The sequence below is a fragment of the Dinghuibacter sp. genome, assembly GCF_035492835.1.
Lineage (GTDB): Bacteria > Bacteroidota > Bacteroidia > Chitinophagales > Chitinophagaceae > Dinghuibacter.
Genome location: NZ_DATJIY010000220.1, coordinates 1 through 25,274, shown reverse-complemented (window position 1 = coordinate 25,274; position 25,274 = coordinate 1). Strand labels below are relative to the sequence as shown.

Genomic DNA, 25,274 nt, shown 5'->3' with positions numbered 1-25,274 from the left:
TGCTGGGCCCAGCAAAGCGGCAGAAAAACTGCTCAAGGGGGCCTCACTTCTCCTTTCGCCGGCAACCCGCGGGGCGCGATGGCGTAGGGCGGGGCGCGATGGCGGGGCGCGGTGGCGCGGGGCGGGGGCGGGCATGGCCGGGCCGCGGCGGATGGGCCGCTTTGCGGCGCTATTCGGCCGGTAGCATTATGGCGGTGAAGCTTTGCGACTCGGGAGTCATAGCTTTTGCAGCGGCTTGGATCTGCGGGCCGGTCAGGGACGATACGCGGGACAGGTAGTCCACGTAGGAAGACGGCGTCGCATCGAGCAAATAGATGGCGTGTAGCGCTTCCTGCCAGTAGGCGTTCTCCTTGGCGTCGGTGGTGTACTTCTCCTGCCATTGCGCCTTTACCTTGGCAAGGTCCTCGGCCGTGGGGCCGGCGGCCTTGATCTTGTCGAGCTCCTCGCGGAACGCGGTCAGCAGGGTGTCGACCTTGTCGGGGTTACAGGGGAGCTGGAGCACCAGCGAAGAATTGGCATAGGGATATTTATTGACGTCGGCGAAAGTGCCGCCGGAATAGATCCCGCCGATCTTTTCCCGGAGGCGGTCGATGATCCGGATGTTGAGCACTTCGGAGAGACCGTCAAAGGCGAGGTCGGCCGACTCGCTGTAGGGAGCCTGGGCGTTATAGAATTTAAGGATGAGCGCCTTTTTATCCTTACCCAGGTGTACCGTCAGGGCAGCGCCCTTTTCCAGCGGACGGACCCCGTTGTCTTTGAAACCCGGCGCCTTGCTCCCGGCGGGAAGACCGCCCAGGTATTCGTCCAGGAGGGGTTTTATCTTTTCGACGTCGAAGCTGCCCACCAGCGTAAAGGTGAAGCCATCGCCGGAGCCGAATTGCTCCTTGTATATCTGCAGGATGCGGTCGACGTCCAGGTCCTTGAAGAAAGAAGGATGGGGCACCAGGATGGGCGCCAGGATGTTCCCCTGGTAGATCGTCTTTTGGAGCGTATCCAGGAAGGCGGCCTGGGGATTGGCCATGATGTTCTGCAGGGCAGTCATATTCCGGGTCCGGAAGGTATTGTACAACCCGGTGTCCTTGCGTGGTTGTGTGCAATAGAGATAGACCATCTGGAGCATGGTTTCCAGGTCCTTCACACTGCTGTTGCCCTTGATGGAGGCGCTGAGCTCGCCTAGCGAGACCGCCACATTCGCGGTCTTACCCGCGTTGGCCTTCCTCAGATCGGTCGGTGAAAAGTCGCCGATACCCATCGCCGCAACCACCGCCGTGGCGTACTGGGTGTTATAACGGTCGGCTGCGCCGTAGCCATTCGATCCCCCCTTGCGGAATCCGTCGAGCAGGATCTCGTCGTTCTTGAAATCCGTAGGCTTCAGGACCACCTTCACACCGGAGGCATATACCAGCTCAGTCGTCCCCAAAGACGCATTTTTTGTTTCCTTCACCGGCTTGGCGGGGACCGGTTTTTTGGCGATCAAGTCGGAAGAAACGGCCTTTTCGGTATACGGCTGCACCGGGATGGACGCGGCTTTTTCGGCCGACGCCAGCAGGCTTTCGCCGGTGGGTAGCGTGAGGTTCCCGTTTTCCGGGCCCTGAAGGATGGTCACATAGTTCGGGTGGTCTTTGGTCACGTTGATGAGGGCGCCGACCTCGGCCGCGGTGATCCCGGGCAACAGTTCCTGATAATAACGGTATTCGTTCGCGATCCCGGGTATGGGCTCCTTTTCCAGGAAGTTACTGGCGTATTCCTCGACGAAGTCGCCGGATTCGGTCTTGTCCTTTTCATGGAAAGACTGGTCCATGCTGCTCATCATCGACTTCTTGCCCCTGGCGAGCTCCGCGTCGGTAAAGCCGTACTGGCGGACGCGATCGATTTCCTCGATGAGCGCGGTCTGGCTGCGATCGACCCCGTCCTTGCCCACGAGCGCGCTGCCGGTGAAGCCTTCATAGTTGCGGACGATGTCGCTAAAGCCCGCGGAGGCGTTGACAAAGGGCGGGTTTTCCTTTTGCGTGAGCTCCTGCAGCCGCTGCCGGATCATGATCCCGAACAGTTCCTTCATGAGGTCGTGCCGGTAACCCGCCAGCGTCGTCACCGTCTCTTTAGGCAGGAGTGCGTACATGGTCTGCAGGAGGTAGTTGGTCGCTTCCTTGTCCGTGACGACGACGCCGGTCGACGTCGTGCGCACCGGCACGTTTGCGTAGAACCGGGGGCGCTCGCCGGAGGGATTGGTCAGCCCCGCGAAGTGCTTTTTGATGAGCGCTTCCGCTGTGGAGGGGTCTATGTCTCCGACGACGATCACCGCCATCAGGTCGGGACGGTACCAATCATGGTAGAATGCGCGGAGAGTATCGGGGTTAAAGGACTTGATGATCGAGTCCAGGCCGATGGGGAGCCGCTCGGCATATCGGGAACCCTCGAAGATGACCGGGAAGTACTTGTCGCGCATCCGCTGCTGGGCGCCTTTACCCAGCCTGCTTTCTTCCAGGATGACGGGACGTTCCTCGTTTATGTCCTGGGTGGTGTAGGAGACGTTGTGGGCCCAGTCCTCCAGGATCAGGAATCCCGTATCCAGGTTCCCCGGGCGGTCGGTGGGTATGGGGAGGAAATATTCGGTCTCGTCAAAGCTCGTATAGGCATTCAGGTCGGCCCCGAACTGCACGCCTATGCTCTGGAGAAAACTCACGAGGTCGTTCTTCTGGAAGTGTTTGGTGCCGTTGAACGCCATGTGCTCGCAGAAGTGCGCCAGGCCACGCTGGTTCTCGCTCTCCAGGATGGAACCGGCGTTCACGACCAGCCTAAGCTCCACCTTCTTTTCGGGAAGGGCGTTCTTGCGGATATAATAGGTCAGGCCATTGGAAAGGTGGCCGATACGCACGCCCGGGTCCGCGGGCAAAACAGTGTCCAGGCTGACTTGGGCGCGAAGGCCGGCAACGGTCAGCAGCAAGCAGGCCGAAAGGAGTAAGCGTGTTTTTTGCATATCGCAAAATAGGCATTCTGTGGTAATTTTATCCCATGGAAATACCCTCATACCCCCTCATCATCATCGGCGGAGGCCCTATCGGTCTGGCCTGCGCCCTGGAAGCCCAAAGGAAAGGAGTAGATTACTTGATCCTGGAAAAAGGATGCCTGGTCAACAGCCTTTACCATTATCCGTCGGGCATGACTTTCTTTTCCACCTCGGAAAGATTAGAGATCGGGGGCGTGCCTTTTGTCTCCAATAACGTAAAACCCACCCGTCCCGAGGCCCTCGAATACTACCGCCGCGTCGCCCTTTCCCATCGCCTCCATATTCGTCTGTTCGAGGCCGTGGAACGCGTCCAGCCCGGGGGCCGGGGGTATATCCTGACCACCGCCAGGGGGCAGTACGAGGCGGCGAATGTCGTTATAGCCACCGGCTTTTATGACATACCCAACCTGATGGGTATCCCCGGTGAACCGCTCCCCAAAGTGCGGCACTACTACCACGAACCCCACTTTTACGCCCTCCAGCGGGTCGTCGTCGTGGGCGCCGCGAATTCGGCCGTGGACGCCGCCCTGGAGACCTACCGCAAGGGCGCGCAGGTGACCCTCGTCACCCAGGGGCCCGCGATCAGCGAGCGCGTCAAATACTGGGTCAAACCCGACATCGAAAACCGGATCAAGGAAGGCAGCATCCAGGCATTTTTCAACAGCCGCCTCACCGCCATCGAAGAGCGGTCCCTGACCATCCGGACCCCGGACGGCCTGGTCACCATCGACAACGACTACGTCCTGGCGATGACGGGGTACCAACCCAACTTCGCCTTCCTGGAAGGCATGGGTATCCGTCTCAGCCAGGACGCGCTCCGCATCCCTGACTACAACCCGGATACCATGGAAACGAACCTGCCAGGCGTATACCTGGCAGGGGTGGTGTGCGGGGGGATGAATACGCACAAATGGTTTATCGAGAACTCCCGCGTGCACGCGGAAGTGATCCTCGCCAACATCGTTGACGGTGGAGGCGGCCGCGGCCGCTAGTTCGCGACCTCCTCGATCACATGCCCGATCGCCCCGTTGGGCATCTGGATGTGCAGCTTCGCCGCGACCGTGACGGCGATATCGGTCATGTATACCGTCCGGTTGAGGTGACCGGGCTTGACGCCCCAGCCGTACCAGACCAGGGGTATGTGGGCGTCGTATGGATTCCAGACGCCGTGCGTCGTACCCGTCTTGCCGCCATCCATCCAGCCCGGCTGCACGATTACCTGTATATCGCCGCCGCGACGCGGGTTATATCCTTCTTCGACGGCCGTCCGGATGGTCTCCGGCAGGGGCTCGTTGTCCATCCTGTCGAGCGCGAACGCCCTGGCGACGCCCGGTTGCGCCATCAGGTAGCCGACGATCTCGGATTCCACCCTGCGCCGGTCCAGCTTCATCGAATCGAGCAAGGGCTGGTTGATGTACACCTGGTAATTCAGCACCGCACGGATCAGGCGGGGCGTATAGAAGACCTTTTCGATGCGGTCCTCCAGTCCTTTGCGCCAGGCGGCCAGGCTGACGGTCCCGGCGGGCACGTCGTGCGACTGGAGAAAACCCGCGGCATGGGCGGCCCCGTGATCCGCGGTCAGGAAGACCAGGTATTGGCCCTTACCCACCTTGGCGTCGAGGGTCGACAGCAGGTCGGCCAGGGTGCGGTCGAGCCGGAGATAGGTATCCTCGGCCTCGATCGAGTTCGGGCCAAACGCGTGCCCCACGTAATCCGTCGACGAGAAGCTGACCGCCAGGAAATCGGTCTGGGCGCCTTGACCCAGTTTTTCACCGGTCAGCGCGGCCTTGCACATCTCTTCGATGATGGCGTTCCCGAAGGGTGTGGTGCCGAGCATGGCGTAGTTTTTCCCAACGAATCCGGAGAGCTTGTAGGGAAAGTGTGTCTGATCCTTTCCGAAGGGCGTACCCTCCCAGGCGACGCTGTCTTCGGTGCTTTGGGTATAGGTCGAAGCGGGAAACGCCAGGTTCCAGCCTTCCTTGTAATAGGCGTCGGGGAGCTTTTGCGCGTTGAAGGCCTTTACCCAATCGGGCAGGTCTTTTTGATAATAGGTGCTTGTAATAAAGGCGCCCGTTTTGTGGTCATACCAATACGCCGCGTTGGCCAGGTGACCGGCGGGCAAAATGGAGGCCCGGTCCTTAAAAGAGATGCCGATCACCTTGCTCTTGAAATTGGTGGCCAGCCGCAGCTCGTCGGTCACGGTGGTCACCAGCAGGTTGCGCGGGCTTTCCTTACCCTCGTCCGACGTGCTGCCCACGGTTTCTACCGTCGAATCCTCGGTGCAGTATACCTCCCGTTTCAGGTCGTTGTCAAACCAGGAGTTCCCCGTCATCCCGTGGATCGCCGGCACGCTTCCTGTGTATACACAGGTGTGGCCGCAGGCGGTAACCGTGGGCATGTAGGGGATCATGGTGTTTTCACAGCTATAGCCCTCCCCCAGGAGGCGCTTGAACCCGCCTTCCGGGTACCGGTCGAAGTAGCGGTACAGGTAATCCCAGCGCATCTGGTCGATCATGATGCCGACCACCAGCTTGGGTCGTTTCAGGGTTTGTGCCAGGGATGCGGTAGCGGGGAGCACAATTAAACTCAATACGATCAGCTGCTTGCGGACGTTATTCGTATTCAAAGGAGATGTATTAACGATTTGGTAAAAAAGTGGCCAAAACTACAGGTTTCCCCATCAAAAAAAGACTTTTCCATACCTTTACGCCGCACAAAAGAAAACTATTAACAGTTACATAATATGGCAGATATCTTTGATAAATTACTGAAGCACAATGGTCCGATCGGACAGCATCGCGAGCGTGCGCACGGTTATTTCGCTTTTCCCAAGCTGGAAGGCCCCATCGGTCCCCGGATGATTTTCCGGGGCAAGGAAAAGATCGTGTGGAGCCTGAATAACTATCTCGGTCTGGCCAATCACCCGGAAGTCCGCAAAGCGGACGAGGACGCCGCCCGCCAGTTCGGTCTGGCACTGCCCATGGGTGCGCGGATGATGAGCGGCAACAGTAGCTATCACGAACAGCTCGAACAGGAGCTGGCGGCCTTTGAAAAGAAGGAAGACGCTTTTCTGCTGAATTACGGTTACCAGGGGGTCGTCAGCATTATCGACGCCCTTTGCGGCCGGCACGACGTGATCGTCTACGACGCCGAATCCCATGCCTGTATCATTGACGGCGTGCGCCTCCACGCCGGTCACCGGTACGTGTATAAACACAACGACCTCGAAGACTTCGAAAAACAACTCCAACGGGCCGAAACCCTGCTCGACAAGCAAAAAGCCGGCGGTATCCTGGTGATCACCGAGGGCGTATTCGGTATGGGCGGTGACCAGGGCAAGCTCCGCGAGATCGTCGCGCTCAAAAAGAAATACAGCTTCCGTCTTTTCGTGGACGACGCCCACGGCTTTGGCACCCTCGGTAAAACGGGCGCCGGCGCCGGGGAAGAACAGGGTGTACAGGACCAGATCGACCTGTATTTTTCAACCTTCGCCAAGAGCATGGCCTCTATCGGCGCCTTTGTCGCCGGGGATCGGGGCATTATCGACTACCTGCGGTACAACCTGCGTTCCCAGATCTTTGCCAAAAGCCTTCCGATGCCCATCACCGTCGGCAACCTCAAGCGCCTCGACCTGCTCCGTAGCCGTCCGGAATTGAAGGAGAAACTCTGGAGCAACGTCCGCAAGCTCCAGGATGGCCTGCTGGCAAAAGGCTTCGACATCGGTAACTCCAACTCGGCGGTTACGCCCATCTATATGAAGGGAGACATCCCCGAAGCGACCGCCATGGTCATGGATCTCCGCGAAAACTACCATATTTTCTGCTCGATCGTGGTGTACCCGGTTATCCCGAAGGGCCAGATCATCTACCGTATCATTCCCACCGCCGCCCATAGCTTTGAAGATATCGAACTGACATTGAAGGCGTTTGAAGAGACCAAAAAGAAGCTGGACGCAGGGGATTATAAGGTCGAGGCCATCCCGGATATGGCGGAAGCGTAACTTGATTTATTTTCACCATCCTTCGTGGTCGCAAGTGCCGCCCTTTTAGGGAATGTAGCGTCTCTTGCGACCACATCTTTTTTGATAGTCCTTCGGCCTGCGCGCCCGTGGCGCGCAAAAAACAAATGGCCCCCTAGACAGGGGGCCATTACTAATCAAAGCCATTAACCACTAAACCTTATCCTATGAAAAACCTTATGCAAAAACTACGTAAGATTGTCCGTAATTGGTTTTAGCAAATCCTGTCGCTATTAGTCGTCCTGACTAATGAAATGGCCTGTATAACCACTTTATATTAAATAGTTTATTAAATTCTTCCGCGAATAGACGTAGATTAATCCGTTTAGCAAATGAAAAATCCGTATAAATACGTAGGTATAAAAACGGATTTTTGGATTTGAATGCACAACCGCGCCTGAACAAAGTGAATAAAACTTTTTTTAGAAAAATTTGCGCAAACGATTACTAGTCTTTTTTTAACCCGGGGCGCTATTTTTTGGGAGGGTATTTTTCCCGGGGTCTATCGCGACGTGGTTGCAGCTCTATCGCCACACGCTGCCGCTCTTTCGCCACACGGCCGCAGCTCTACCGCCACACGGCCTGGAAGCGCTTGCTGAATTCGCGGAAGGATTCCGTCTTGTAGGCACCCTCGCCGAAGTATTTGAGGACGGGCTCAAGGTCCGCGGGTTTCCGGTAACCCGTCAGATAGGTAGGCGCGCGATCGTCGGGGGTGATGATGACGATGGTCGGATAGGCCAGCTTACCGCTGGTCAGCGAGATGGCCAGGTCGTTGACTTTGTAGCCGGGGTTGAAGTCGTAGGATTTCCCCTTCCAGGAAACGCTGGCGCGGGACTCTGCATTAAAGCGCACGGGGTAGAATTTCCCCTGGAGATAGTCGGCCACCGCCCGGTCCTCATAGGTATTTTTGTCCATGACCTTACACCAGTAGCACCAGTCGGTATAGATGTCCATGATGATGACGCGCGGCTCGCTTTTGAGGCGATTCTGCGCTTCCTGGAAGGACAGCCATTGTACGGCGGTCCTTTCGGGCGCCACGCGGCCCGACACCAACATCACCATCAAAAGAGCAACGATACTGATCCTGAGCATGTACATTTGCTTATGGGAGTCGCGCCCGAAGGGCGCGGTTCTACCCAAAGCAAAATTACATCCAACTTTTGGCCTCATGCAAAAAATAGTCGTCGCCGTTACCGGAGCCAGTGGGAGCGTTTATGCAAAGGTGTTGCTGGACAAACTGGTGCAGCTGAAGGATCAGTGGGCGTCGGTGGGCGTCGTGATGACCGAAAATGCCAAACAGAACTGGGTTACGGAGATGCAGGAAGAATCCTTCCGCGCCTATCCCTTCCCTTTTTATACACAAGGCGATTTCAACGCTCCCTTCGCCTCGGGGTCCGGCCAGTACGGGACGATGATCGTCGTCCCCTGCTCCATGGGCACGCTGGGCCGGATCGCCACCGGCATCAGCAACGACCTCATCACCCGCGCCGCGGACGTCGTTCTCAAGGAGCGCCGGCGGTTGATCTGTGTCCTCCGGGAAACACCCTACAACCTCGTACATATCCGCAATATGGAGACGGTTACCCTGGCCGGGGGCATCATCTGCCCGGCCACGCCGTCCTTCTACAGCCGTCCCGCGACCGTGACGGAGGTCGTCGCCACGGTGGTCGACCGGGTCCTGGACCTGGCGGGGCTCAAGGTCGATACCTTCCGGTGGGGCGGCGCCTAGGGCGCGGAAGCCCCGGCGGTCATCCCCAATTCCCCGGACTTTTCATATACCTGTACTTCCAGGCGCCATTCGGGCATGGTGTACGTCAGCACCAGCTGCACGCGCACCTTCTGGAATTCCTCCCCCGCGGGATCGAGGGTGAATTCGATCACGTTGGTTTGCTTGGTGTCGTCCGCGGCCTGAAAGTCACCTTCCAGCCGGTAGACGACGCCGGGGTGCAGCCGGGTGATCCGGGCCCGGTGGAGGGACTCGTAGGCGGAGGCAAACGCCTTTTTAGCCTGGTTCCAGTCGTCCAGTACAGGCAGGTCCGCTTTCCAGGCCGCCGTCGTGTCACCGGGCGTATTGAACACCGAAATCACGCAATTGTCCGCGCCGTTGAGCAGCAGCAGGGAGGTGTAGTCGATGGCTTCGGGGTTGTTCGCCAGCAATTCCCCCCGGATATGGGTCAGCCGGGTAGGCATTTCGGAAATGACCCTTTCGACGGCGTCGGTCAGGGAAACAGACTGCGGCTGGCTTTGAGCGGTTGCAACGGCCGGACACAGTGCGGCCAGGCTCAGCACGAGCGGGCACAGCGCGGCCCGGAGAAGATAATAGGGTAGTCGTAGATTCATAGAACGGGATTATGCACGAAAGATACATATTCCGTTTCGAAACTAACGTAGTAGGATAACCGAAATTTCCGGCGCGCCGGGGAGCTGTGTCACGCGGGCCGCGGTAGAGCACGGGCCGCGGTGGGGCGTCTGCTCATCGCAGGTCGACGACATCCACCCCCGGGAACTTCTTTTGATCGAAGACGAAGTCCTCGTCCTTGACGGCGGGGCTGTTGGTCGCAAAGGTGTTGAGGGTATAAGTAAAACGGGTGCCGTTCTTCTGGAAAACCTTCGTCGAGACGATGTTCCGGGTCAGCTTGCTGACATACACCAGTACCTTGAAAAAGGGCTTGGTCTTGTCGTTCGGGGTGAGCTCGATCTCCTGGGTATTCTTCCCGTTGACGGCCACCGTGCCGTTGAGCTTGTAGAGATAATCCTTGTCGTAGAAATTGGTCAGGAGGGTCTGGGGCGTGATGGCGTGGGCCCCGGGATCGACCTTGTCGATCTTGACCTCGTTGGAGCTTTTGTCATAGGTCCACGTATTGGAGCCGTCGCAATATATTTCCTGGCCGGATATGCTGATGCGGTATTTGGTACCTTTCATGGAGACCATACCGGTCTTTTTACCATCCACCTTACCATCGGCGTTCTCCATCGTCAGGGTAAAACCGGCCTTCACGTTCTGATAGGACTTGAACTGGGTGCTTACCTGGTCGAGGAGCTTTTTGGCGTCAGGGTCGCTTTTTACAGTCGGCATCTGGGCAGAAACCATGCCGGCGGTCAACACGATAGCAAGAATGGTAAGGGTATATTTCATGGCGCAAATGTATCCCCTTTTAGCCAAGTGACCCGCCTAACATCGTTAAAATTTGGCCCCTCACGGACGGGCGGCGCCGGTGCGCCGCGAACGGACGGAGCCGGCGCCTATTGCTGCAGGTAATCCTCCAACTCCATCATCGACTTGACAAGTACCTCGCGCGGCTTACTCCCCTGGCTGGGCCCGACGATGCCGGCCGCCTCGAGCTGGTCCATCAGGCGCCCGGCCCGGTTGTAGCCCAGCTTCATTTTACGCTGGATCAGGGAGGTCGAGCCCTGGCCGCTGGAAACGATCAGACGGGCCGCTTCGTCAAAATACTGGTCGCGGTCGCCCAGATCGAAGTCCCGGCCTTCCTCGTCCTTTTCATCGACGTATTCGGGGAGGCGGAAGGCCTCGGGATAGCCCCGCTGTTCCCCGATGAACTCCGTTACCTTTTCCACTTCCGGGGTATCCACGAAGGCGCATTGGAGCCGGACGATTTCGCCGTTGAAGGAAATGAGCATGTCCCCGCGGCCGATCAGCTGCTCGGCGCCGCCCGTGTCCAGGATGGTCCGGCTGTCAATCTTGGAGGACACCTTGAACCCGATACGCGCGGGGAAGTTGGCTTTTATCGTGCCCGTGATGATGTTCACGGAGGGGCGCTGGGTGGCGATGATCAGGTGTATACCCACGGCCCGGGCCAGCTGCGCCAGGCGGGCGATCGGCATTTCCACCTCTTTACCCGCGGTCATGATCAGGTCGGCAAACTCGTCCACGACCAGCACGATGAACGGCAGGTATTGGTGACCCTTTTCGGGATTCAACCGGCGTTTGCTGAACTTCTCGTTGTACTCCCGCAGGTTCCGGCAACCGGCTTCCTTGAGCAGGTCGTACCGGTTGTCCATTTCTATACAGAGCGCGTTGAGCGTATGAATGACTTTCTTGGTGTCGGTGATGATGGCCTCTTCCTCTCCGGGGAGCTTGGCCAGGAAGTGCTTCTCGATCGTCCGGTAGATACTCAGCTCTACCTTCTTCGGGTCGACCAGGACGAGCTTGAGCTGGGAGGGGTGCTTCTTGTACAGCAGCGACACCAGGATCGCGTTCAACCCGACCGACTTCCCCTGACCGGTGGCCCCGGCCATCAGGAGGTGAGGCATGGAGGCCAGGTCGACGATGAAGTTCTCGTTGTCGATCTTTTTACCGATCGCGATGGGAAGCGCGAAATTGTTGTTCTGGAACTTCTCAGACGCCAGGAGCGCCTTCATGCTGACGATCGCCTTCTTCACATTCGGGACCTCGATCCCGATGGTCCCCTTGCCGGGAATCGGGGCGATGATGCGGATACCCAGGGCCGCCAGGCTGAGGGCGATGTCGTCCTCGAGGTTTTTGATCCGCGAAATGCGCACGCCCGCCGCGGGAACGATCTCGTACAGGGTGACGGTAGGCCCCACCGTTGCCGCGATGCGCTGGATGGTGATGTCGTAGTTCTTCAGGGTGTTGATGATCTGTTCCTTGTTGGTCTCCAGCTCTTTGGGGTCCTGGACGATCCTCTCGCTGCCGTGGTTTTCCAACAGGTCCAGCGGTGGGTACTGATAATCGCGGAGGTCCAGCACGGGATCGTAGGCATCCAGCAATTCCACCGGTTTGCCGCTGGTTTCGGGTTCGTCCTCGGGGAGTTCTTCGGCGGAGGGTTTTATTTCCAGCGTCAGCGCGCTGGGTGGCGACGTGGGGCGGTGGATGCCCAGGGGCCGCACGGGTGGGAGCTCCACTTCCGGCTCGGGCTCGGGTTCGAGCTCCGGCTCAAACACCGGCTCGTCTTCCCGTTCGATCAGGACGAATTCGGGTTCATCCGGGGTTTCTTCCGGAGGGGCGATCATCGCGCTTTCGCCCTTCACGGCATTTTTCTTTCCTTTTTTGCCGGTGATAAAGAGCTTTGCGCCCTCTACTTCCGCCACCGGCTCCGGTTCCGGTTCCATCGCCGGCGTCTCCGATGCGTCCGCGGCGGGGCGCGGCTTCCGCTTGGGAACGGTAAACACGGGGTTGAACCGCCAGATCACATACGCAAAGCCACCTACCAGCATCAGGATCGTGGCCCCGAGCTTCCCCAGGACCGACTCGAGCCAGCCCCCGGTCAGCTGGCCCACCGCTCCGCCGAACGGGAACGAAAAGGAAGCAAAGAAAAAACCCAGCGCCGCCGACACGTACAGCAGCCCCACGACAAGGTATTTGACGTTCCTGCCCACCGAGAAAATCTTATGTCCGAAGAGCAGGTTCGCCCCGATCACGAAGAACGTGGAGCAGAAAAAATACGAAGCCAGGCCAAAGCCCTTGTAAATAAAGACGTGCGAGACGTACGCGCCCAGCGAGCCCAGGAGGTTCGCGATGTGCAGCTCGTTGGGCTTCAAGACGGCCATGCCGCTGCGGATGATCTCGTCCTGGTCTTCCTTCCACGTGAACAGGTAGGAGGTAAACGCGATGAACAGGAACACCCCCGCCAGCAGCAGGACGATGCCCGTGATCTTATGGGTACGCTCATCGGCGACCAGCTCCTTCACGGGTACCTTCACCTCTTTCTCCGGCAGCATTTTCGCTGGGGAGGACTCTTCCTTCTTAGGCTCCTTTTTTGCAGATTTCAACCGGTTACCAGCCATACGCACAAAGATAATGACTATCTTGACAGCTAATGCGGGCCATTGGCCCGCAGGCCGAAGGCCCATCATTAGCCGTGCTCCGGAGATGGGTTAAGTTCGGAGGAAACCCATTTCCGGAGCACATATTGTATGGCGCGCAGAACACCCTGTATCGGGCTTATCTTCCTCTGTCTCCTGCTATGGCAGACACCCTCCTATGCCCAAAACCGCCCCGTACTGCGCGTCAGCAGCCTGCGCGACGCAGCCCACATCGACACCCTTATCGGTTTGTATGTCGACACCCTGGATAACGTAACCCCCGGCGAGATACCCGGGCTCGCCTATGACACCGGTCTCATCCGGCAGTTTTCCGAAGGGATACCCACGGACGACGTGAGTCTCCCGTTTTACTGCCGTTTTACCCTGATGAACGACCTGGATACGGCCAAGGCATTGTACTTTTTCCCGGGCTATTATTTCCGCGACATCACCCTGTACAAGGACAGCGCGGGGCTCGTCATCCCGTTGCCCGAGCTCCGGCCCTCCCACAACGAGCTCGGCTGCCGGCGTTTTGTGGCCGACGCGCACAGCCAGACCACATTTTATTTCAAGGGTCACCTGATCAAGGCCAATACCAACTGGCTCTCCCCTACCCTGATCGAATCCTCCTTCATCACGCCCTACTTCAAGATCCTCCGGTTCAACGCCGTCCAGCTGAATGTCGTAACGTTTGTGTTTTGCGGGATATTGCTGATGATGATCATTTATTCGATCACCAACTTCTTTCAGAACCTCAAGGCGGAATACCTCTTCTACGCCTTGTACGGTCTGTGCATGACCACGCTGTTTTTTATCAAGTCGCTTTTTTACCGGCAGGACCAGCCGTTCTATTTTTTCTTTGAAGAATACTTCGACTACGTCATCCAGGTCACCGGCTACTATTGTTATATCGGTTTTACGCGGCACCTCCTCGATACCCGCTCCAATTACCCCGGTCTGGAAAAAGCCTTCCGCACCGCGGGCAATCTCCTGCTGCTGCTGCTGGCCGTGTACAGCGCGGTCTACTTTTCCGGTGGGCCGTACAAGGTCATGAACACGATCGAAAACGGGGGTAAATACTTCCTGATGGTGCTGGGCATCTTCTATGTCATCGTCGGTTTCGCCCAAAGGGACAAGCTCATGAACTACCTCCTGGCCGGGAACCTCGCGGTGCTGGGCCTGGCGGTGACGTCCCAGTGCATCATCATCTTCAAGGTCCGCTTCACCTATACCAACTCCTTTTTCAACCAGGCGCTCTTTTATTATGAGCTCGGCGTAGTGCTCGAGCTGGTGCTTTTCCTCGCCGCCCTGGCTTACAAGAACAAGGACGAATTGATAGAAAAAGTCAAGATCGAGCAGACCATGAAGCTCGAGCAGGAGAAAAAGGAATTCGAGACCAAGCTGGCGATCATCCAGGCCCAGCAGGACGAACGGAGCCGTATCTCCGCGGACATGCACGATGAGCTGGGATCCGGCGTCACCGCCATCCGGCTCATGAGCGAGCTAGCCAAGCGCCGCCTCCCCGAGCAATCCGTCCCCGAGATCGAAAAGATATCCACCTCCGCCGGGGAATTGATGGACAAGATGAATACCATCATCTGGTCCATGAACGCCACCAACGACTCCGTCGCCAACCTCGTCGCCTATATGCGCGCCTTCGCCATCGAGCTCTTTGAAAGCTCCTCGATGCTTTGCAAGGTATACGTCCCGGAGAACATCCCCGACATCGAGATCAGCGGCGAAAAACGCCGCAATGTCTTCCTCGTCGTCAAGGAAGCCCTCAACAACGCGCTAAAGCACTCGCGTAGCGAGCGCATCGAGATCCGGATATTCCTCGAGGAGGAGCTCCGCGTCGAAGTACATGACTTTGGCCAGGGCATACAAACGGAAAAGATGCGGCAGTTCTCCAACGGCCTGACCAATATGCAGCGCCGCATGGAATCCATCGGCGGCGCGATTTGGATCAAGAACGACAGCGGGACGGTGGTCGGGCTATCTTGCCCGTACTAGCGGGCGCTATTTTCGCAGCAACCCCAGCACCAGACAAACCCACCCCGCGATAAAAAAGAGTCCGCCAACGGGCGTCAGCACCCCGGCCACGCCGATGGAGCCACCGTTGATCTTTAGCGCGGTCAGCGCGTACAGCGACCCGCTGAACAGGATGGTCCCTATCACAAAGCACCAGCCGGAGCGGATCATCCAGGCCGACGGAAAAGAACCGAACAGTATCCCCACCGCCAGCAAAGCGAAGGCATGATAGAACTGGTATTCCACGCCGGTGTGGAATACGTTCACGGTAGCCTCGTCGGCGATACGTTTCAAGGCGTGGGCCGCAAAGGCGCCCAGCACAACGGCAAGGGCGCCGTATACGGCGCCCCATATCAAGAATGTCTTTTGCATTTATCTTGGATTTTCCTGAAGTTTTCGTCGGACAGGTATGGGGTATAGAAGTGATAGAGACAGCGATGGTAAAAGGGTTCGCGCTCAGCCAGCTTCGCCGTGATAAAGCCGGGAAGCGTCAGCTCGTCCGTATGCGCGATCACCGGCCGGTGGGCCCTCTCGGGCAGGAGCCGCTCGACCAGCGCATCCAGCGGGGTCTTGAGCCAGATGGTGATACCGGCCCTGTACATCCGCCTGATGTTGTCGTGAAAGCAAGGCGTGCCGCCTCCACAGGCGATGATGGCGTTGGTCTTTTCAAACATCGTTTTCAACGCCTCGTTCTCGATGCGGCGAAACGCCGGCTCGCCCTTCACCTCGAAGATTTCCCGGATGGTCATACCTTCCCGCTGCTCGATTACGTCGTCCAGGTCATAGAATTCCAGGTCGAAGGCCTTGCCCCAGCGCCGCCCCCAGTAGCTCTTCCCGGAACCCATAAAACCGTTTAAGAAGTAAAGCATCGCCGCTAAGATACGGCGCGGCGCGGTCCAACGGAAGGGCCGGCCACAAAAAAAGGCGACCCTTGTGGGGCCGCCTTGATATTGACATTCGTAAAAAGGCTTATTCTGCCTTGGGCGCATCGGAGGACGCGTTGTCGTCGAGCTTCTTGCGAAGCTCGGCCAGGACACCCAGGTCGCCGAGGGTCGTCTTTTCGACGCGGCTCTGGATATTCTTGACGGCCTTCTTCGTCCTTTCCTGGTCGGCACGGGCTTCTTTGCGCTGCGCTTCCTTCTCGTCGTGCTTCGACTGTTCCCAGATACGCGCGTGGCTGACCACGATACGTTTCTCGTTCCGGTCGAATTCGATGACCATGAAAGGAGCGGTTTCTTCGGCCCCGATGCTCTTGCCGTCTTCCTTGGCCAGGTGACGGTTGGGAGCAAAACCTTCCAGACCATAAGGCAGCTGTACGATGGCGCCCTTGTCGTCCTTCTTCACGACGGTCCCTTCGTGGATGGTACCGATGGCGAAGGTTTCTTCCAGGGCATTCCAGGGATCTTCTTCCAGCTGTTTGTGGCCCAGCTGCAGCTTGCGGTTGTCCTTGTCGATGGACAGGATCACCACGTCGATGCGTTGGCCGGCGCGGGTGTATTCGCTGGGGTGGTTGAACCGTTTCAGCCAGCTTAGGTCGCTGATGTGGATCATGCCGCCGATACCGGGTTCCAGTTCCACGAATACGCCATAGGGGGTGATGTTCTTCACCATGCCGTTGTGACGGCTGCCCTGCGGGTATTTGATCTCGATGGTCGACCAGGGATCTTCGCTGAGTTGCTTGATGGACAAGCTCATTTTGCGTTCGTCCTTGTTCAGGGTCACGATCTTGGCGGAATGCTCGTCGCCCAGCTTGAAGAATTCCTTGGCGTTGATGGGGTTGTTCGCCCAGGTGATCTCGGAAACGTGCACCAGGCCTTCTACGCCGGGCATGATTTCCAGGAACGCACCATAGTCTTCGATGTTGACTACGCGGCCCTTGACGATCTCGCCTTCGCGGATGTGCTCAGGCAGCGTATCCCAGGGATGGGGCGTAAGTTGTTTGAGACCGAGGCTGATACGTTTCTTCTCGTCGTCGAAGTCCAGGACCACGACGTTGAGCTTCTGGTCCAGCTTGAGGACCTCGCTCGGGTGAGAGATACGGCCCCAGCTGATATCGGTGATGTACAGGAGACCGTCCAGGCCACCGAGGTCCAGGAATGCCCCGAAGTCGGTGATGTTCTTGATAGTCCCTTCCAGTACCTGACCTTTTTCCAGCTTGCTGATGATCTCGGCGCGCTGTGCTTCGATATCGCTTTCGATAAGCGCTTTGTGCGAAACGACGGCGTTCTTGATGGCTTCGTTGATCTTGACCACCTTGAATTCCATCGTCTTGCCCACGAACTGATCGTAGTCGGTAACGGGTTTGACGTCGATCTGCGAACCGGGGAGGAAGGTTTCCATCCCGTATACGTCGACGATAAGACCGCCCTTGGTCTTCGAGGTAACGACACCGGTAACGACCTCGCCGGTACGGTGCATTTCCACGATCTTTTCCCAGGCACGGGTGATACGGGCCTGTTTACGGCTCAGGTGGAGGTGACCCTCCCGGTCTTCTTTTTCAACGACCATGACTTCCACGTCGTCGCCGATGCGGAGGTTGGGGAGGTCGCGGAATTCGTTGAGCGAAACCAGACCGTCGCTCTTGAAACCGATGTTGATAACGACATCCGTCTTCGTCATGCCCACCACGTTCCCGGAGATCATCTCTCCGTCATTGATGACCTTGAAAGTGCTGTCGTACACATGGTCGTACTTGTGGCGTTCTTCCTTAGGATAGGTCGACACGTTGCGTTTGTCGATGCTCCAGTCGAAATCGTCGTGCGCGGTGTCGAACTGGGTCGGCACAGGTGCTTTTTTTGTCGCTGTAGCCTCCTGAACGGGAGACTCCTGTACATCAGCGTTTACGGGGTTTACAATTTGTTCTTCAGACATAAATTTTGTTTCCTTTTTCCGAAAAATTTCGGACAGCAAAGGTACGAAAAAAGCCGGAGAAATCAAGGGTACCGCGGGTGGAAGGCTATTTCCCTGGCGGTAAGGATTTCATTACCAAGAGGATCGGCAGGAGCTGGGGCGCCCCGAAGGCAACCACCCGCCGCCGGGCGAAGTCGCCCATGACCGCCCGCCGGTCGACGGACGGACCGAAGTAGCCCGACCGGTCGATAAAGGCTATTTCAGCGGCGGTATCGAGACCGTCAAAACGGATGATGTCCGCCAGCGCCTGTCTTTTGTCGGCCGCCCGGCGATAATACGCGGAGCAGATGGCATATCCCATGAAATAGCCGAGGTCCGGGGTTCCCTTTGTCGTCCGGGCGTTATAGAACCAGTCGTCATAGTACGTCTGGAACATCTCCCCGGCAAACCGTTCCTTCAACCCGGCCTCGTGCGCCCGGCCATATACGAGATAAACGGATGTCAACGGGATACCCGATACCAGCTCGGCGACGAAGTCCGCGCCCCCTTCCATGACGGCGAACCCGAACAGATCGCCCACATGGTCGTCGCCACGTTGTTGGGTGTGTACGTATTCATGGACGTTGATCCGCACGACGTCGTCGGGGTGATGGAAATACGGCTCCAGCCAGCGGCCCGGCAGCTCCGAGCAATCTACGGTGGAGTCGCCCGTCGCGACCTCGGCGCCGACCAGCACCATATTCCCTTCCGTGGTACCTCCGGAATGGAGACAACCCACGGTAAAATACATCGCGGCGTCCTTCAGCCCGGGATACAGTTCCCTGAACCGACGCACGCTAGCCTCCATCTCGGGCACCCGGGTCGCCACCGTCAGCGTCCGGGGACGGACGGTCGCCCAAAACCGTGGATAGCTGCGGATAGCATGCACCCAACCCTGGGCGGTGTAGTTCCTGGCCCTCATAAAGGCCGCCAGACCGGGTGTACCCCGGTCGATGTACAATTTCTGGATAAAATTTAATTGTCGTAGGCTATCGGTTGTGGCGCGGCAGCTGTCGTACGCCTCCCAAAAGTGATCGATATCCGAGGTAAAAACGACCTTGGGTTGCGAAAAAGCGGGGAAAAAATTCCACAGAAAAAGAAGGGTGAAGAGTAGGGGCCGTGTCATCCGGCAGCGAAGATAGTTACCTTATGTACTAAAAAACTGTAGCCGCTCTGAAGAATCAGAACGGCTTGTTGCAATCATAACCCTCAGCTAACATAATGATTAGCTAAAAATTTAAAGAATAGTCTAATCAGAGCCTTGACAAGGGCTTTTACCCCTAACACATATCTACGCTAAAATACCTATATCGGATTTTGAGAAGGCAAAAAAATCTTAGCGATGCTTTGGGCAGCCAGGTAGGCGCTCGTCCAGGCGTGCTGGAAATTAAAACCGCCGGTAACGCCGTCGACATCCAGTATCTCTCCTGCAAAATACAGACCGGGGACCAGCCGGCTTTCCATACTGGCCGGGTTCACTTCCGTTAACTGGATACCGCCGCAGGTGACAAATTCCTCCTTGAAGGTGGTTTTCCCCCGGACGGCCAGCTCGTGGGCGCATAGATGGCGGATAAAGGCGTTCTGGGCCGGCGCCGGGAGGTCGCCCCAGCGCGTGGACTCCCCGATACCCGAGGCCTCCCCGAGGAACTGCCATAACCGTTGCGGCAAACCGAAAAGGCTCCGTTTGAGGACTGCCTGACCTCCCTGCGTGGCGCGCAGCTGCTGGAACGTTTCCCGGACCTCCTCCTGGGTGTGCGACGGCGTCCAATGCACCTGGGCAATAAAGGCATAGGACCGGGCGGCCAGCTCCCGGGCGCCCCATGCGCTCAGACGCAGCACGGCGGGACCGCTGCATCCCCAGTGTGTAATCAGCAGCGGGCCCCGTTCGGACAGTTTGGTCCCCGCGACCTTGACCTGTGCGTCGGGTACGCTGACGCCCATCAGACCGGTAATCGGGTTCCCGGGCATATTGAAGGTAAAAAGCGATGGGAGCGGCGGACTAACGGTGTGCCCCAGGGCCTCCAGGAAGCCGAATGGCTCAACCTTGGGAAAGCCGCCGCAGGCGATCAGGACAGCGTCCGCCTCCAGCGGGCCACCCGACGTATCGAGCAGGAAACGCCCGGCCCTGGTGATGCCGTGCACGCCGCGGTTCAGCAACAACTGTACGCCATAGCGGTTGGCCTCGCGCACGAGGCACTCCACGATCGTTTCCGAATCGTCGGTCGTCGGGAACATGCGCCCGTCGGGTTCCGTTTTCAACGGGACATTCCGCTCCCTGAACCAATCGATGGTGTCTTGCGGTGAAAAATGCGGAAATGCTTTTTTCAGGAAGCTCCCGCCCCGGGGATAAAAGCGCACCAGCTCGGACACGGAAAAGCAAGCATGGGTCACATTGCAACGGCCGCCGCCGGATACCCGGACCTTGGACAGGAATTTATTGGTTTTTTCCAGGAGCAGGACCTCCGATCCCGGTGACAAACGCGCGGCGTTGACGGCGCCAAAAAAACCGGCGGCGCCCCCGCCCACCACCACCAGCCGTTTAGGCGTGGGCGACGGCGGCATGTTTGTAATAGGAGGATGCCAGGTGCGGATTGGCTTGTTCGGCTTCCTCGATCCGCGCAAACGAAGAAAGGATATCCGCCTTACCCTTCCGGATACAAACGGTGTGCTCGAAGTGAGCGGAAGGCTTGCGGTCCGCGGTAAGGACCGTCCAGCCGTCTTCACTATACACGACGTCCTTTACGCCGAGGTTGACCATCGGCTCGATGGCGATGACCATGCCTTCTTTCAACCGGGCGCCCGTGCCGCGCTTCCCATAGTTGGGCACCTGCGGGTCCTCGTGCAGGCTGCGGCCGACGCCGTGTCCGACGAGCTCGCGGACGACGCCATACCCCCGTTGCTTCTCGGTATAATCCTGGATAGCAAACGAAATATCCCCTACCCTGTTGGCGGTATGGGCCTTTTCGATACCCTTGTATAAGGACTCGCGGGTGGCCGCGAGCAGCTGAAGGATGGCCTGGCCCGGGTCGCCGATCGCGAAGGTATAGGCGCTGTCGCCATGAAAACCGTTTTTATACACCCCCACATCCACCGACACGATGTCGCCTTCCTTGAGGGGGGTATCGTTAGGGAATCCGTGTACCACCGCTTCGTTGACCGACATACAGGTAGCAAAGGGGAATCCCTTGTATCCTTTGAAAGAGGGCTTGGCGCCCTGGGAAAGAATGAATTGTTCCGCGATGTGGTCGAGCTCACGCGTCGTCACGCCCGGCCGTATGGCCTTGGCAACCTCGGCGATGGCGTCTCCTACGAGGAGGGCACTGTGGCGCGCGAGGGCTATTTCCGGTTCTGATTTATAGTGGATCATCTGTAAAAAAATTTGGCCCGGAGGGTTGCTCCGGGCCTGCAAATATCGTGAATTTTTAGCTTCGATTAAAATACCCCGGTAGCGCCGGTGGTCGTAGCCGTGGTGCGGCCCTGGATCCGGCCCGTCTTCATCAGGCCGTCGTACTGGCGCATCAGCAGGTGGGTTTCCACCATTTGCAGCGTATCCAGGATGACGGCCACCTCGATCAGGAGGGAGGTACCTCCGTAGAAGGTGGAGAACCCGGCCGTTACACCCAGGTTACGGGCAATACCGGGGAGGATACCGACGATCGCCAGGAAGATGGCGCCGGGGAAGGTGATCCGGTCCATAATGGTGCCGATATAATCCGCCGTGGGCTGACCGGGCTTCACGCCGGGGATGAACCCGTTGTTGCGTTTCAGGTCGTCGGCCACTTGCTTGGGATTGAAGATAAGCGCGGTGTACAGGAAGGTAAAGGCGATGACCAGTACGCTGTAAATCACCATGTACCAGATGTTCCCGTGGTCGTTGAAGATACGGGCGATCCCCGCGGTCGGTTGGAAGTTGGACAACAGACCGGGGATGAACATGATCGCCTGGGCGAAGATGATCGGCATGACGCCGGAGCTGTTCACCTTCAGGGGCAGGAACTGGCGGGCGCCGCCAAACTGCCGGTTGCCGATGATCTGTTTAGCGTAGTTGACCGCGATCTTGCGCGTCCCCTGTACCAGCACGATCAGCGCCATGATGGTCACCACGAGAAGGGCCAGCTCGATCAGGAACACGATCAGGCCGTGTCCGCCCTTGGCGGTCTGGGAGGCGAACTCCTGCGCCAGGGAGGCCGGGAAGCGGGCCATGATTCCCACCATGATGATGATGGAAGTACCGTTGCCCAAACCTTTATCGGTAATCTTTTCCCCGAGCCACATCACGAACAGCGTGCCGGCCGTCAGGATAATGACGCAGGTAAAGGGAAAGAGCAGTTCAAAAGAGGGATATATCGCGCCGCCGGCGATCTGGGGGTTCTTCAGGTAGGCCACATAGGCCCCGCCCTGGAAGAGCGTCACGATCGCGGTGAGGTAACGGGTCCACTGGTTGATCTTTTTGCGCCCGGATTCCCCTTCCTTTTGGATCTTCTGGAACTGGGGCACCAGGATGGAGACCAGCTGCATGAAGATCGACGCGGAGATATAGGGCATGATACCCAGGGCAAAGATAGATGCGTTGGAAAAGGCGCCCCCGGCAAACGAGTCGAAGATGCCGAGCATCCCTTTGCTGGCGCTCTGGCTCAGACCGGCGAGACCCTTCGGGTCGATACCGGGCAACACGATGTAGGAACCCACCCGGAAAACAAGCAACAGCAGTAAGGTGAGGATGATCTTATCACGTAGCTCGTCAATACTCCAGATATTCTTCAGGTTCTGTATGAACTTCTTCACTGAGATCGAGATTTAAAGACAAAAAGACGCTGTGAGGGCGTTCACAGCGTCTAGCAAATATCAGAAATTTATTTGACAATCTCCACCGTACCACCGGCGGCCTCGATGGAAGTTTTTGCCTTTTCGCTGATGGCGTTCACCTTGAACGTCAGCTTGGCACTCAACTCACCGTGGCCCAGGACCTTTACGACATCCGTCCGATTGATCAGACCGTTCATAAAGAGGGTTTCCAGGGAGAACTCTTTAAGACCGTATTTCTCAACGAGTTGGTCGATCTGGCCCAGGTTGAAGACCTTATATTCGACTCTATGGGGGTTTTTAAAGCCCCGCTTGGGGAGACGGCGTTGGATGGGCATCTGGCCACCTTCGTGCCCGGTCTTGTTCTTGAAGCCGCTACGGCTCTGATGACCTTTATTACCCTTGGTGGAGGTACCGCCTTTACCGGAGGCTTCCCCGCGACCTAAACGTTTTTGCTTGTGTACCGCGCCTTCGGCGGGTTTTAGTTCGTGCAGCTTCATCTTTGTTGATTTTTGACTTACGGGGAATCACCCCTCGCTTTAAAAATTCCGGCCGCCCGGGGCGCCGCTCGTGGCAACTATGCCAATTCCTCAACCTTCACCAGGTGCGTCACCTTGCGGACCATACCCAGGATCTGGGGGGTCGCCTCGACTTCCTTGAAGGAGTTGAGCTTGTTGAGGCCAAGGGCTTCGATCGTCAGTTTCTGACGTTCTGGGCGGTCGATGGCGCTCTTTACCAGCGTTATCTTGATCTTTTTCATAAATGTCGGTTTACCCGTTGAATACTTTTTTCAGCGCGATCGTACGCGTCTTGGCTACAGCTACCGGCTCGCGCAGGAGGCTGAGGGCGCGGAAGGTCGCCTTGACCACGTTGTGGGGGTTGGCGGAGCCCAGGGACTTGGCCAGCACGTCGGTGACTCCGGCGCTTTCCAGGACGGCGCGCATGGAACCCCCGGCGATCACACCGGTACCGTGAGCGGCCGGCTTGATCAACACCTTGGCTGCGCCTTGCTTGGCCCACTGGTCATGAGGGATGGTTCCCTTCATCACGGGAACCTGGATCAGGTTCTTCTTGGCGTCTTCGATCCCCTTGGTGATCGCCAGCTGCACTTCCTTGGCCTTACCCAAACCGTGTCCAACGACACCGTTTTCGTTGCCGACCACTACCAGGGCGGAGAAGCTGAAAGAACGGCCGCCCTTGGTCGTCTTTACGACGCGGTTGATGGCTACGACCTTCTCCTTCAGTTCCAGGTCACCGGCCTTGACTTTATTTAAGCTAACTTTTGCCATTTATCTGAATTTGCTGGTATAAAATTTAAAATACAAGACCGCCTTCGCGTGCGCCATCGGCGGCAGCCTTGACACGCCCGTGATACAGGTTCCCGCCCCGGTCGAAAATGCAGGCCTTGATGCCCAGGTCCACCGCCTTGCGGCCGATGGCCTGACCAGCCAGCTTCGACTTATCCGACTTGGTACCGCTCTGCGCCTTGATGTCCTTGTCCTTGGTGCTGGCAGCAGCCAGGGTCCGGCCGTTCAGGTCGTCGATCAGCTGCAGATAGAGGTCGGTGTTGCTCCGGAATACGGAGAGACGGGGCCGTTCTGCGGTTCCGGTAATCCTTTTACGGATGCGGAACTTGATTTTGTCTTTTGAAGATAATTTCTGGTCCATGATGCTATCTGTTTAACTCCCGATGCTGCCGGAAGCAAATGTTAAATGTTATTTACCTGCGGCCTTACCTGCCTTACGACGGATCACTTCACCGGCGTACTTCACACCCTTGCCCTTGTAGGGTTCCGGTTTGCGGAGCGAACGCAGCTTGGCAGCTACCTGACCGAGCAGCTGCTTGTCGATGCCTTCCAGGGTGATCATCGGGTTTTGACCCTTCTCGGTAGCGGTGGCCACCTTGATCTCCTTGGGGACTTCGAAAATGATGTTGTGGGAGTAACCCAGGGACAGGTCCAGCAGGTTGCCCTGGTTGGACGCCTTGAAACCCACACCCACGAGCTCCAGCTTACGGCTATAACCGTCGGTCACGCCTTTCACCATGTTGGCGACCAGGGCGCGGTACAGGCCATGGAGGGCCCGGTGGCGGATCTGGTCGGTAGGACGGGTGAATGTAACTTCGGCTTCCTTCACCGTTACGGTGATGTCGCGGTCCAGGGTTTCTTTCAGTTCGCCCTTGGGACCTTTCACGGTAACTACGTTATCGTTTCCGACGGTCAACGTAACACCTTTGGGAAGGTTGATCGGTTGTTTACCTATACGAGACATACAGTATCTTCTTTTATATTTTTTTCAAATGATCCCGGACCGTTCAGCCTGTATAGGAGGGCTTAATGTATCCGGAACGTTTCCTTTTCCTAGTTGACGTAGCAGAGGACTTCCCCGCCTACGTTTTGCTGACGCGCTTCCTTGTCGGTCATCACGCCCTTGGAGGTGCTCAGGATGGCGATCCCCAGACCGTTCTTTACACGGGCGAAATCGGCAGGCTTTGCATACTGGCGGAGACCCGGACGGCTGATACGCTCCAGGGAGGTGATCGCCGGCACTTTGGACTCGTTGTACTTCAGGGCGATCTTAATCAAACCCTGCTTCTTGTCGTCCTCGAATTTATATTTCAGGATATACCCCTGGTTGTAGAGTATCTCCGTCATGCGTTTCTTCAGGTTGGAGGCCGGGATCTCCACGATGCGGTGGTTCGCCAGCTGGGCGTTCCGTATCCGGGTCTGGAAATCGGCTATAGGA

The 25,274-nt window shown here is 57.6% G+C and carries 23 protein-coding genes; 4 read left to right on the top strand and 19 right to left on the bottom strand.

Annotation, left to right across the window (positions count from 1 at the left end; genetic code table 11):
* Positions 1-169: 169 nt before the first annotated feature.
* Positions 170-2,977, bottom strand: a complete 2,808-nt coding sequence (locus tag VL547_RS20645; protein ID WP_325581518.1) for an insulinase family protein — start codon at positions 2,975-2,977, stop codon at positions 170-172.
* 35 nt (positions 2,978-3,012) lie between these two features.
* On the opposite strand from VL547_RS20645, the gene VL547_RS20640 reads away from it, so the two are divergent.
* Positions 3,013-3,999, top strand: coding sequence for a YpdA family putative bacillithiol disulfide reductase (locus tag VL547_RS20640; protein ID WP_325581516.1), 987 nt, complete (start codon positions 3,013-3,015; stop codon positions 3,997-3,999).
* On the opposite strand, the gene pafA is transcribed toward VL547_RS20640, so the two are convergent.
* Positions 3,996-5,633, bottom strand: coding sequence for an alkaline phosphatase PafA (gene pafA / locus VL547_RS20635; RefSeq protein ID WP_325581514.1), 1,638 nt, complete (start codon positions 5,631-5,633; stop codon positions 3,996-3,998). The two genes, VL547_RS20640 and pafA, sit on opposite strands and share 4 nt — an antisense overlap.
* 117 nt (positions 5,634-5,750) lie before the next feature.
* On the opposite strand from pafA, the gene VL547_RS20630 reads away from it, so the two are divergent.
* On the top strand, positions 5,751-7,007 hold the full coding sequence (locus VL547_RS20630) for a pyridoxal phosphate-dependent aminotransferase family protein (RefSeq protein ID WP_325581512.1): 1,257 nt from the start codon (positions 5,751-5,753) through the stop codon (positions 7,005-7,007).
* 585 nt (positions 7,008-7,592) lie between these two features.
* Here the strand turns inward: VL547_RS20630 and VL547_RS20625 are convergent.
* Complete coding sequence (locus tag VL547_RS20625) at positions 7,593-8,117, bottom strand: thioredoxin family protein (protein WP_325581510.1); 525 nt, start codon at positions 8,115-8,117, stop codon at positions 7,593-7,595.
* 76 nt (positions 8,118-8,193) lie between these two features.
* Here VL547_RS20625 and VL547_RS20620 point away from each other — a divergent pair, with 76 nt between their 5' ends.
* Complete coding sequence (locus VL547_RS20620; protein WP_325581508.1) at positions 8,194-8,754, top strand: UbiX family flavin prenyltransferase; 561 nt, start codon at positions 8,194-8,196, stop codon at positions 8,752-8,754.
* Here the strand turns inward: VL547_RS20620 and VL547_RS20615 are convergent.
* The 3 genes from VL547_RS20615 to VL547_RS20605 all read right to left on the bottom strand — a co-directional run bounded on the left by VL547_RS20615 (position 8,751) and on the right by VL547_RS20605 (position 12,791).
* Positions 8,751-9,365 carry a hypothetical protein gene (locus tag VL547_RS20615; RefSeq protein ID WP_325581506.1) on the bottom strand — a complete coding sequence of 205 codons (615 nt, stop codon included), beginning with the start codon at positions 9,363-9,365 and terminating at the stop codon, positions 8,751-8,753. The two genes, VL547_RS20620 and VL547_RS20615, sit on opposite strands and share 4 nt — an antisense overlap.
* 133 nt (positions 9,366-9,498) lie before the next feature.
* Positions 9,499-10,161, bottom strand: coding sequence for an outer membrane lipoprotein carrier protein LolA (locus VL547_RS20610; protein ID WP_325581503.1), 663 nt, complete (start codon positions 10,159-10,161; stop codon positions 9,499-9,501).
* A gap of 107 nt (positions 10,162-10,268) precedes the next feature.
* Entirely contained in the window at positions 10,269-12,791 is a 2,523-nt protein-coding gene (locus tag VL547_RS20605) for a DNA translocase FtsK (protein WP_325581501.1), read from the bottom strand.
* A 129-nt stretch (positions 12,792-12,920) separates the two neighbouring features.
* Between VL547_RS20605 and VL547_RS20600 the strand changes: the two genes are divergently transcribed.
* Positions 12,921-14,819: a sensor histidine kinase gene (locus VL547_RS20600; RefSeq protein ID WP_325581499.1), complete on the top strand. Its 1,899-nt coding sequence runs from the start codon at positions 12,921-12,923 to the stop codon at positions 14,817-14,819.
* A 6-nt stretch (positions 14,820-14,825) separates the two neighbouring features.
* Here VL547_RS20600 and VL547_RS20595 read toward each other — a convergent pair whose 3' ends face one another.
* The 13 genes from VL547_RS20595 to rpsH form a co-directional block, all read right to left on the bottom strand.
* Positions 14,826-15,209 carry a DUF423 domain-containing protein gene (locus VL547_RS20595; RefSeq protein ID WP_325581497.1) on the bottom strand — a complete coding sequence of 128 codons (384 nt, stop codon included), beginning with the start codon at positions 15,207-15,209 and terminating at the stop codon, positions 14,826-14,828.
* Entirely contained in the window at positions 15,191-15,706 is a 516-nt protein-coding gene (locus VL547_RS20590; protein ID WP_325581495.1) for a shikimate kinase, read from the bottom strand. Before VL547_RS20590 ends, VL547_RS20595 begins: the two co-directional genes overlap by 19 nt.
* Positions 15,707-15,806: 100 nt before the next feature.
* Positions 15,807-17,708, bottom strand: coding sequence for a 30S ribosomal protein S1 (gene rpsA / locus VL547_RS20585; RefSeq protein ID WP_325581493.1), 1,902 nt, complete (start codon positions 17,706-17,708; stop codon positions 15,807-15,809).
* 85 nt (positions 17,709-17,793) lie between these two features.
* A complete protein-coding gene (locus VL547_RS20580; RefSeq protein ID WP_325581491.1) occupies positions 17,794-18,852 on the bottom strand; it encodes a hypothetical protein in 1,059 nt (352 codons plus the stop codon).
* 179 nt (positions 18,853-19,031) lie between these two features.
* The gene (locus VL547_RS20575; protein ID WP_325581489.1) at positions 19,032-20,288 is read right to left on the bottom strand and encodes an NAD(P)/FAD-dependent oxidoreductase; all 1,257 of its coding nucleotides are present in this window, start codon (positions 20,286-20,288) and stop codon (positions 19,032-19,034) included.
* Positions 20,266-21,093, bottom strand: a complete 828-nt coding sequence (gene map / locus VL547_RS20570) for a type I methionyl aminopeptidase (RefSeq protein ID WP_325581487.1) — start codon at positions 21,091-21,093, stop codon at positions 20,266-20,268. The genes VL547_RS20575 and map overlap by 23 nt, the downstream gene beginning before the upstream one ends.
* Positions 21,094-21,158: 65 nt before the next feature.
* Positions 21,159-22,511 carry a preprotein translocase subunit SecY gene (gene secY, locus VL547_RS20565; RefSeq protein WP_325581485.1) on the bottom strand — a complete coding sequence of 451 codons (1,353 nt, stop codon included), beginning with the start codon at positions 22,509-22,511 and terminating at the stop codon, positions 21,159-21,161.
* A 68-nt stretch (positions 22,512-22,579) separates the two neighbouring features.
* Positions 22,580-23,029, bottom strand: a complete 450-nt coding sequence (gene rplO, locus VL547_RS20560) for a 50S ribosomal protein L15 (RefSeq protein WP_325581483.1) — start codon at positions 23,027-23,029, stop codon at positions 22,580-22,582.
* Between the two features lie 77 nt (positions 23,030-23,106).
* On the bottom strand, positions 23,107-23,289 hold the full coding sequence (gene rpmD / locus VL547_RS20555; protein WP_325581481.1) for a 50S ribosomal protein L30: 183 nt from the start codon (positions 23,287-23,289) through the stop codon (positions 23,107-23,109).
* Between the two features lie 10 nt (positions 23,290-23,299).
* Positions 23,300-23,818 (bottom strand): 30S ribosomal protein S5, encoded by a 519-nt coding sequence (rpsE, locus tag VL547_RS20550; protein WP_325581479.1) that lies wholly within the window; start codon positions 23,816-23,818, stop codon positions 23,300-23,302.
* 25 nt (positions 23,819-23,843) lie between these two features.
* On the bottom strand, positions 23,844-24,197 hold the full coding sequence (gene rplR, locus VL547_RS20545) for a 50S ribosomal protein L18 (RefSeq protein WP_325581477.1): 354 nt from the start codon (positions 24,195-24,197) through the stop codon (positions 23,844-23,846).
* 48 nt (positions 24,198-24,245) lie between these two features.
* Positions 24,246-24,800, bottom strand: coding sequence for a 50S ribosomal protein L6 (gene rplF / locus VL547_RS20540; RefSeq protein WP_325581475.1), 555 nt, complete (start codon positions 24,798-24,800; stop codon positions 24,246-24,248).
* 89 nt (positions 24,801-24,889) lie between these two features.
* Positions 24,890-25,274: 30S ribosomal protein S8 (gene rpsH, locus VL547_RS20535; protein ID WP_325581473.1), on the bottom strand; the 385-nt coding region annotated here is incomplete at its 5' end.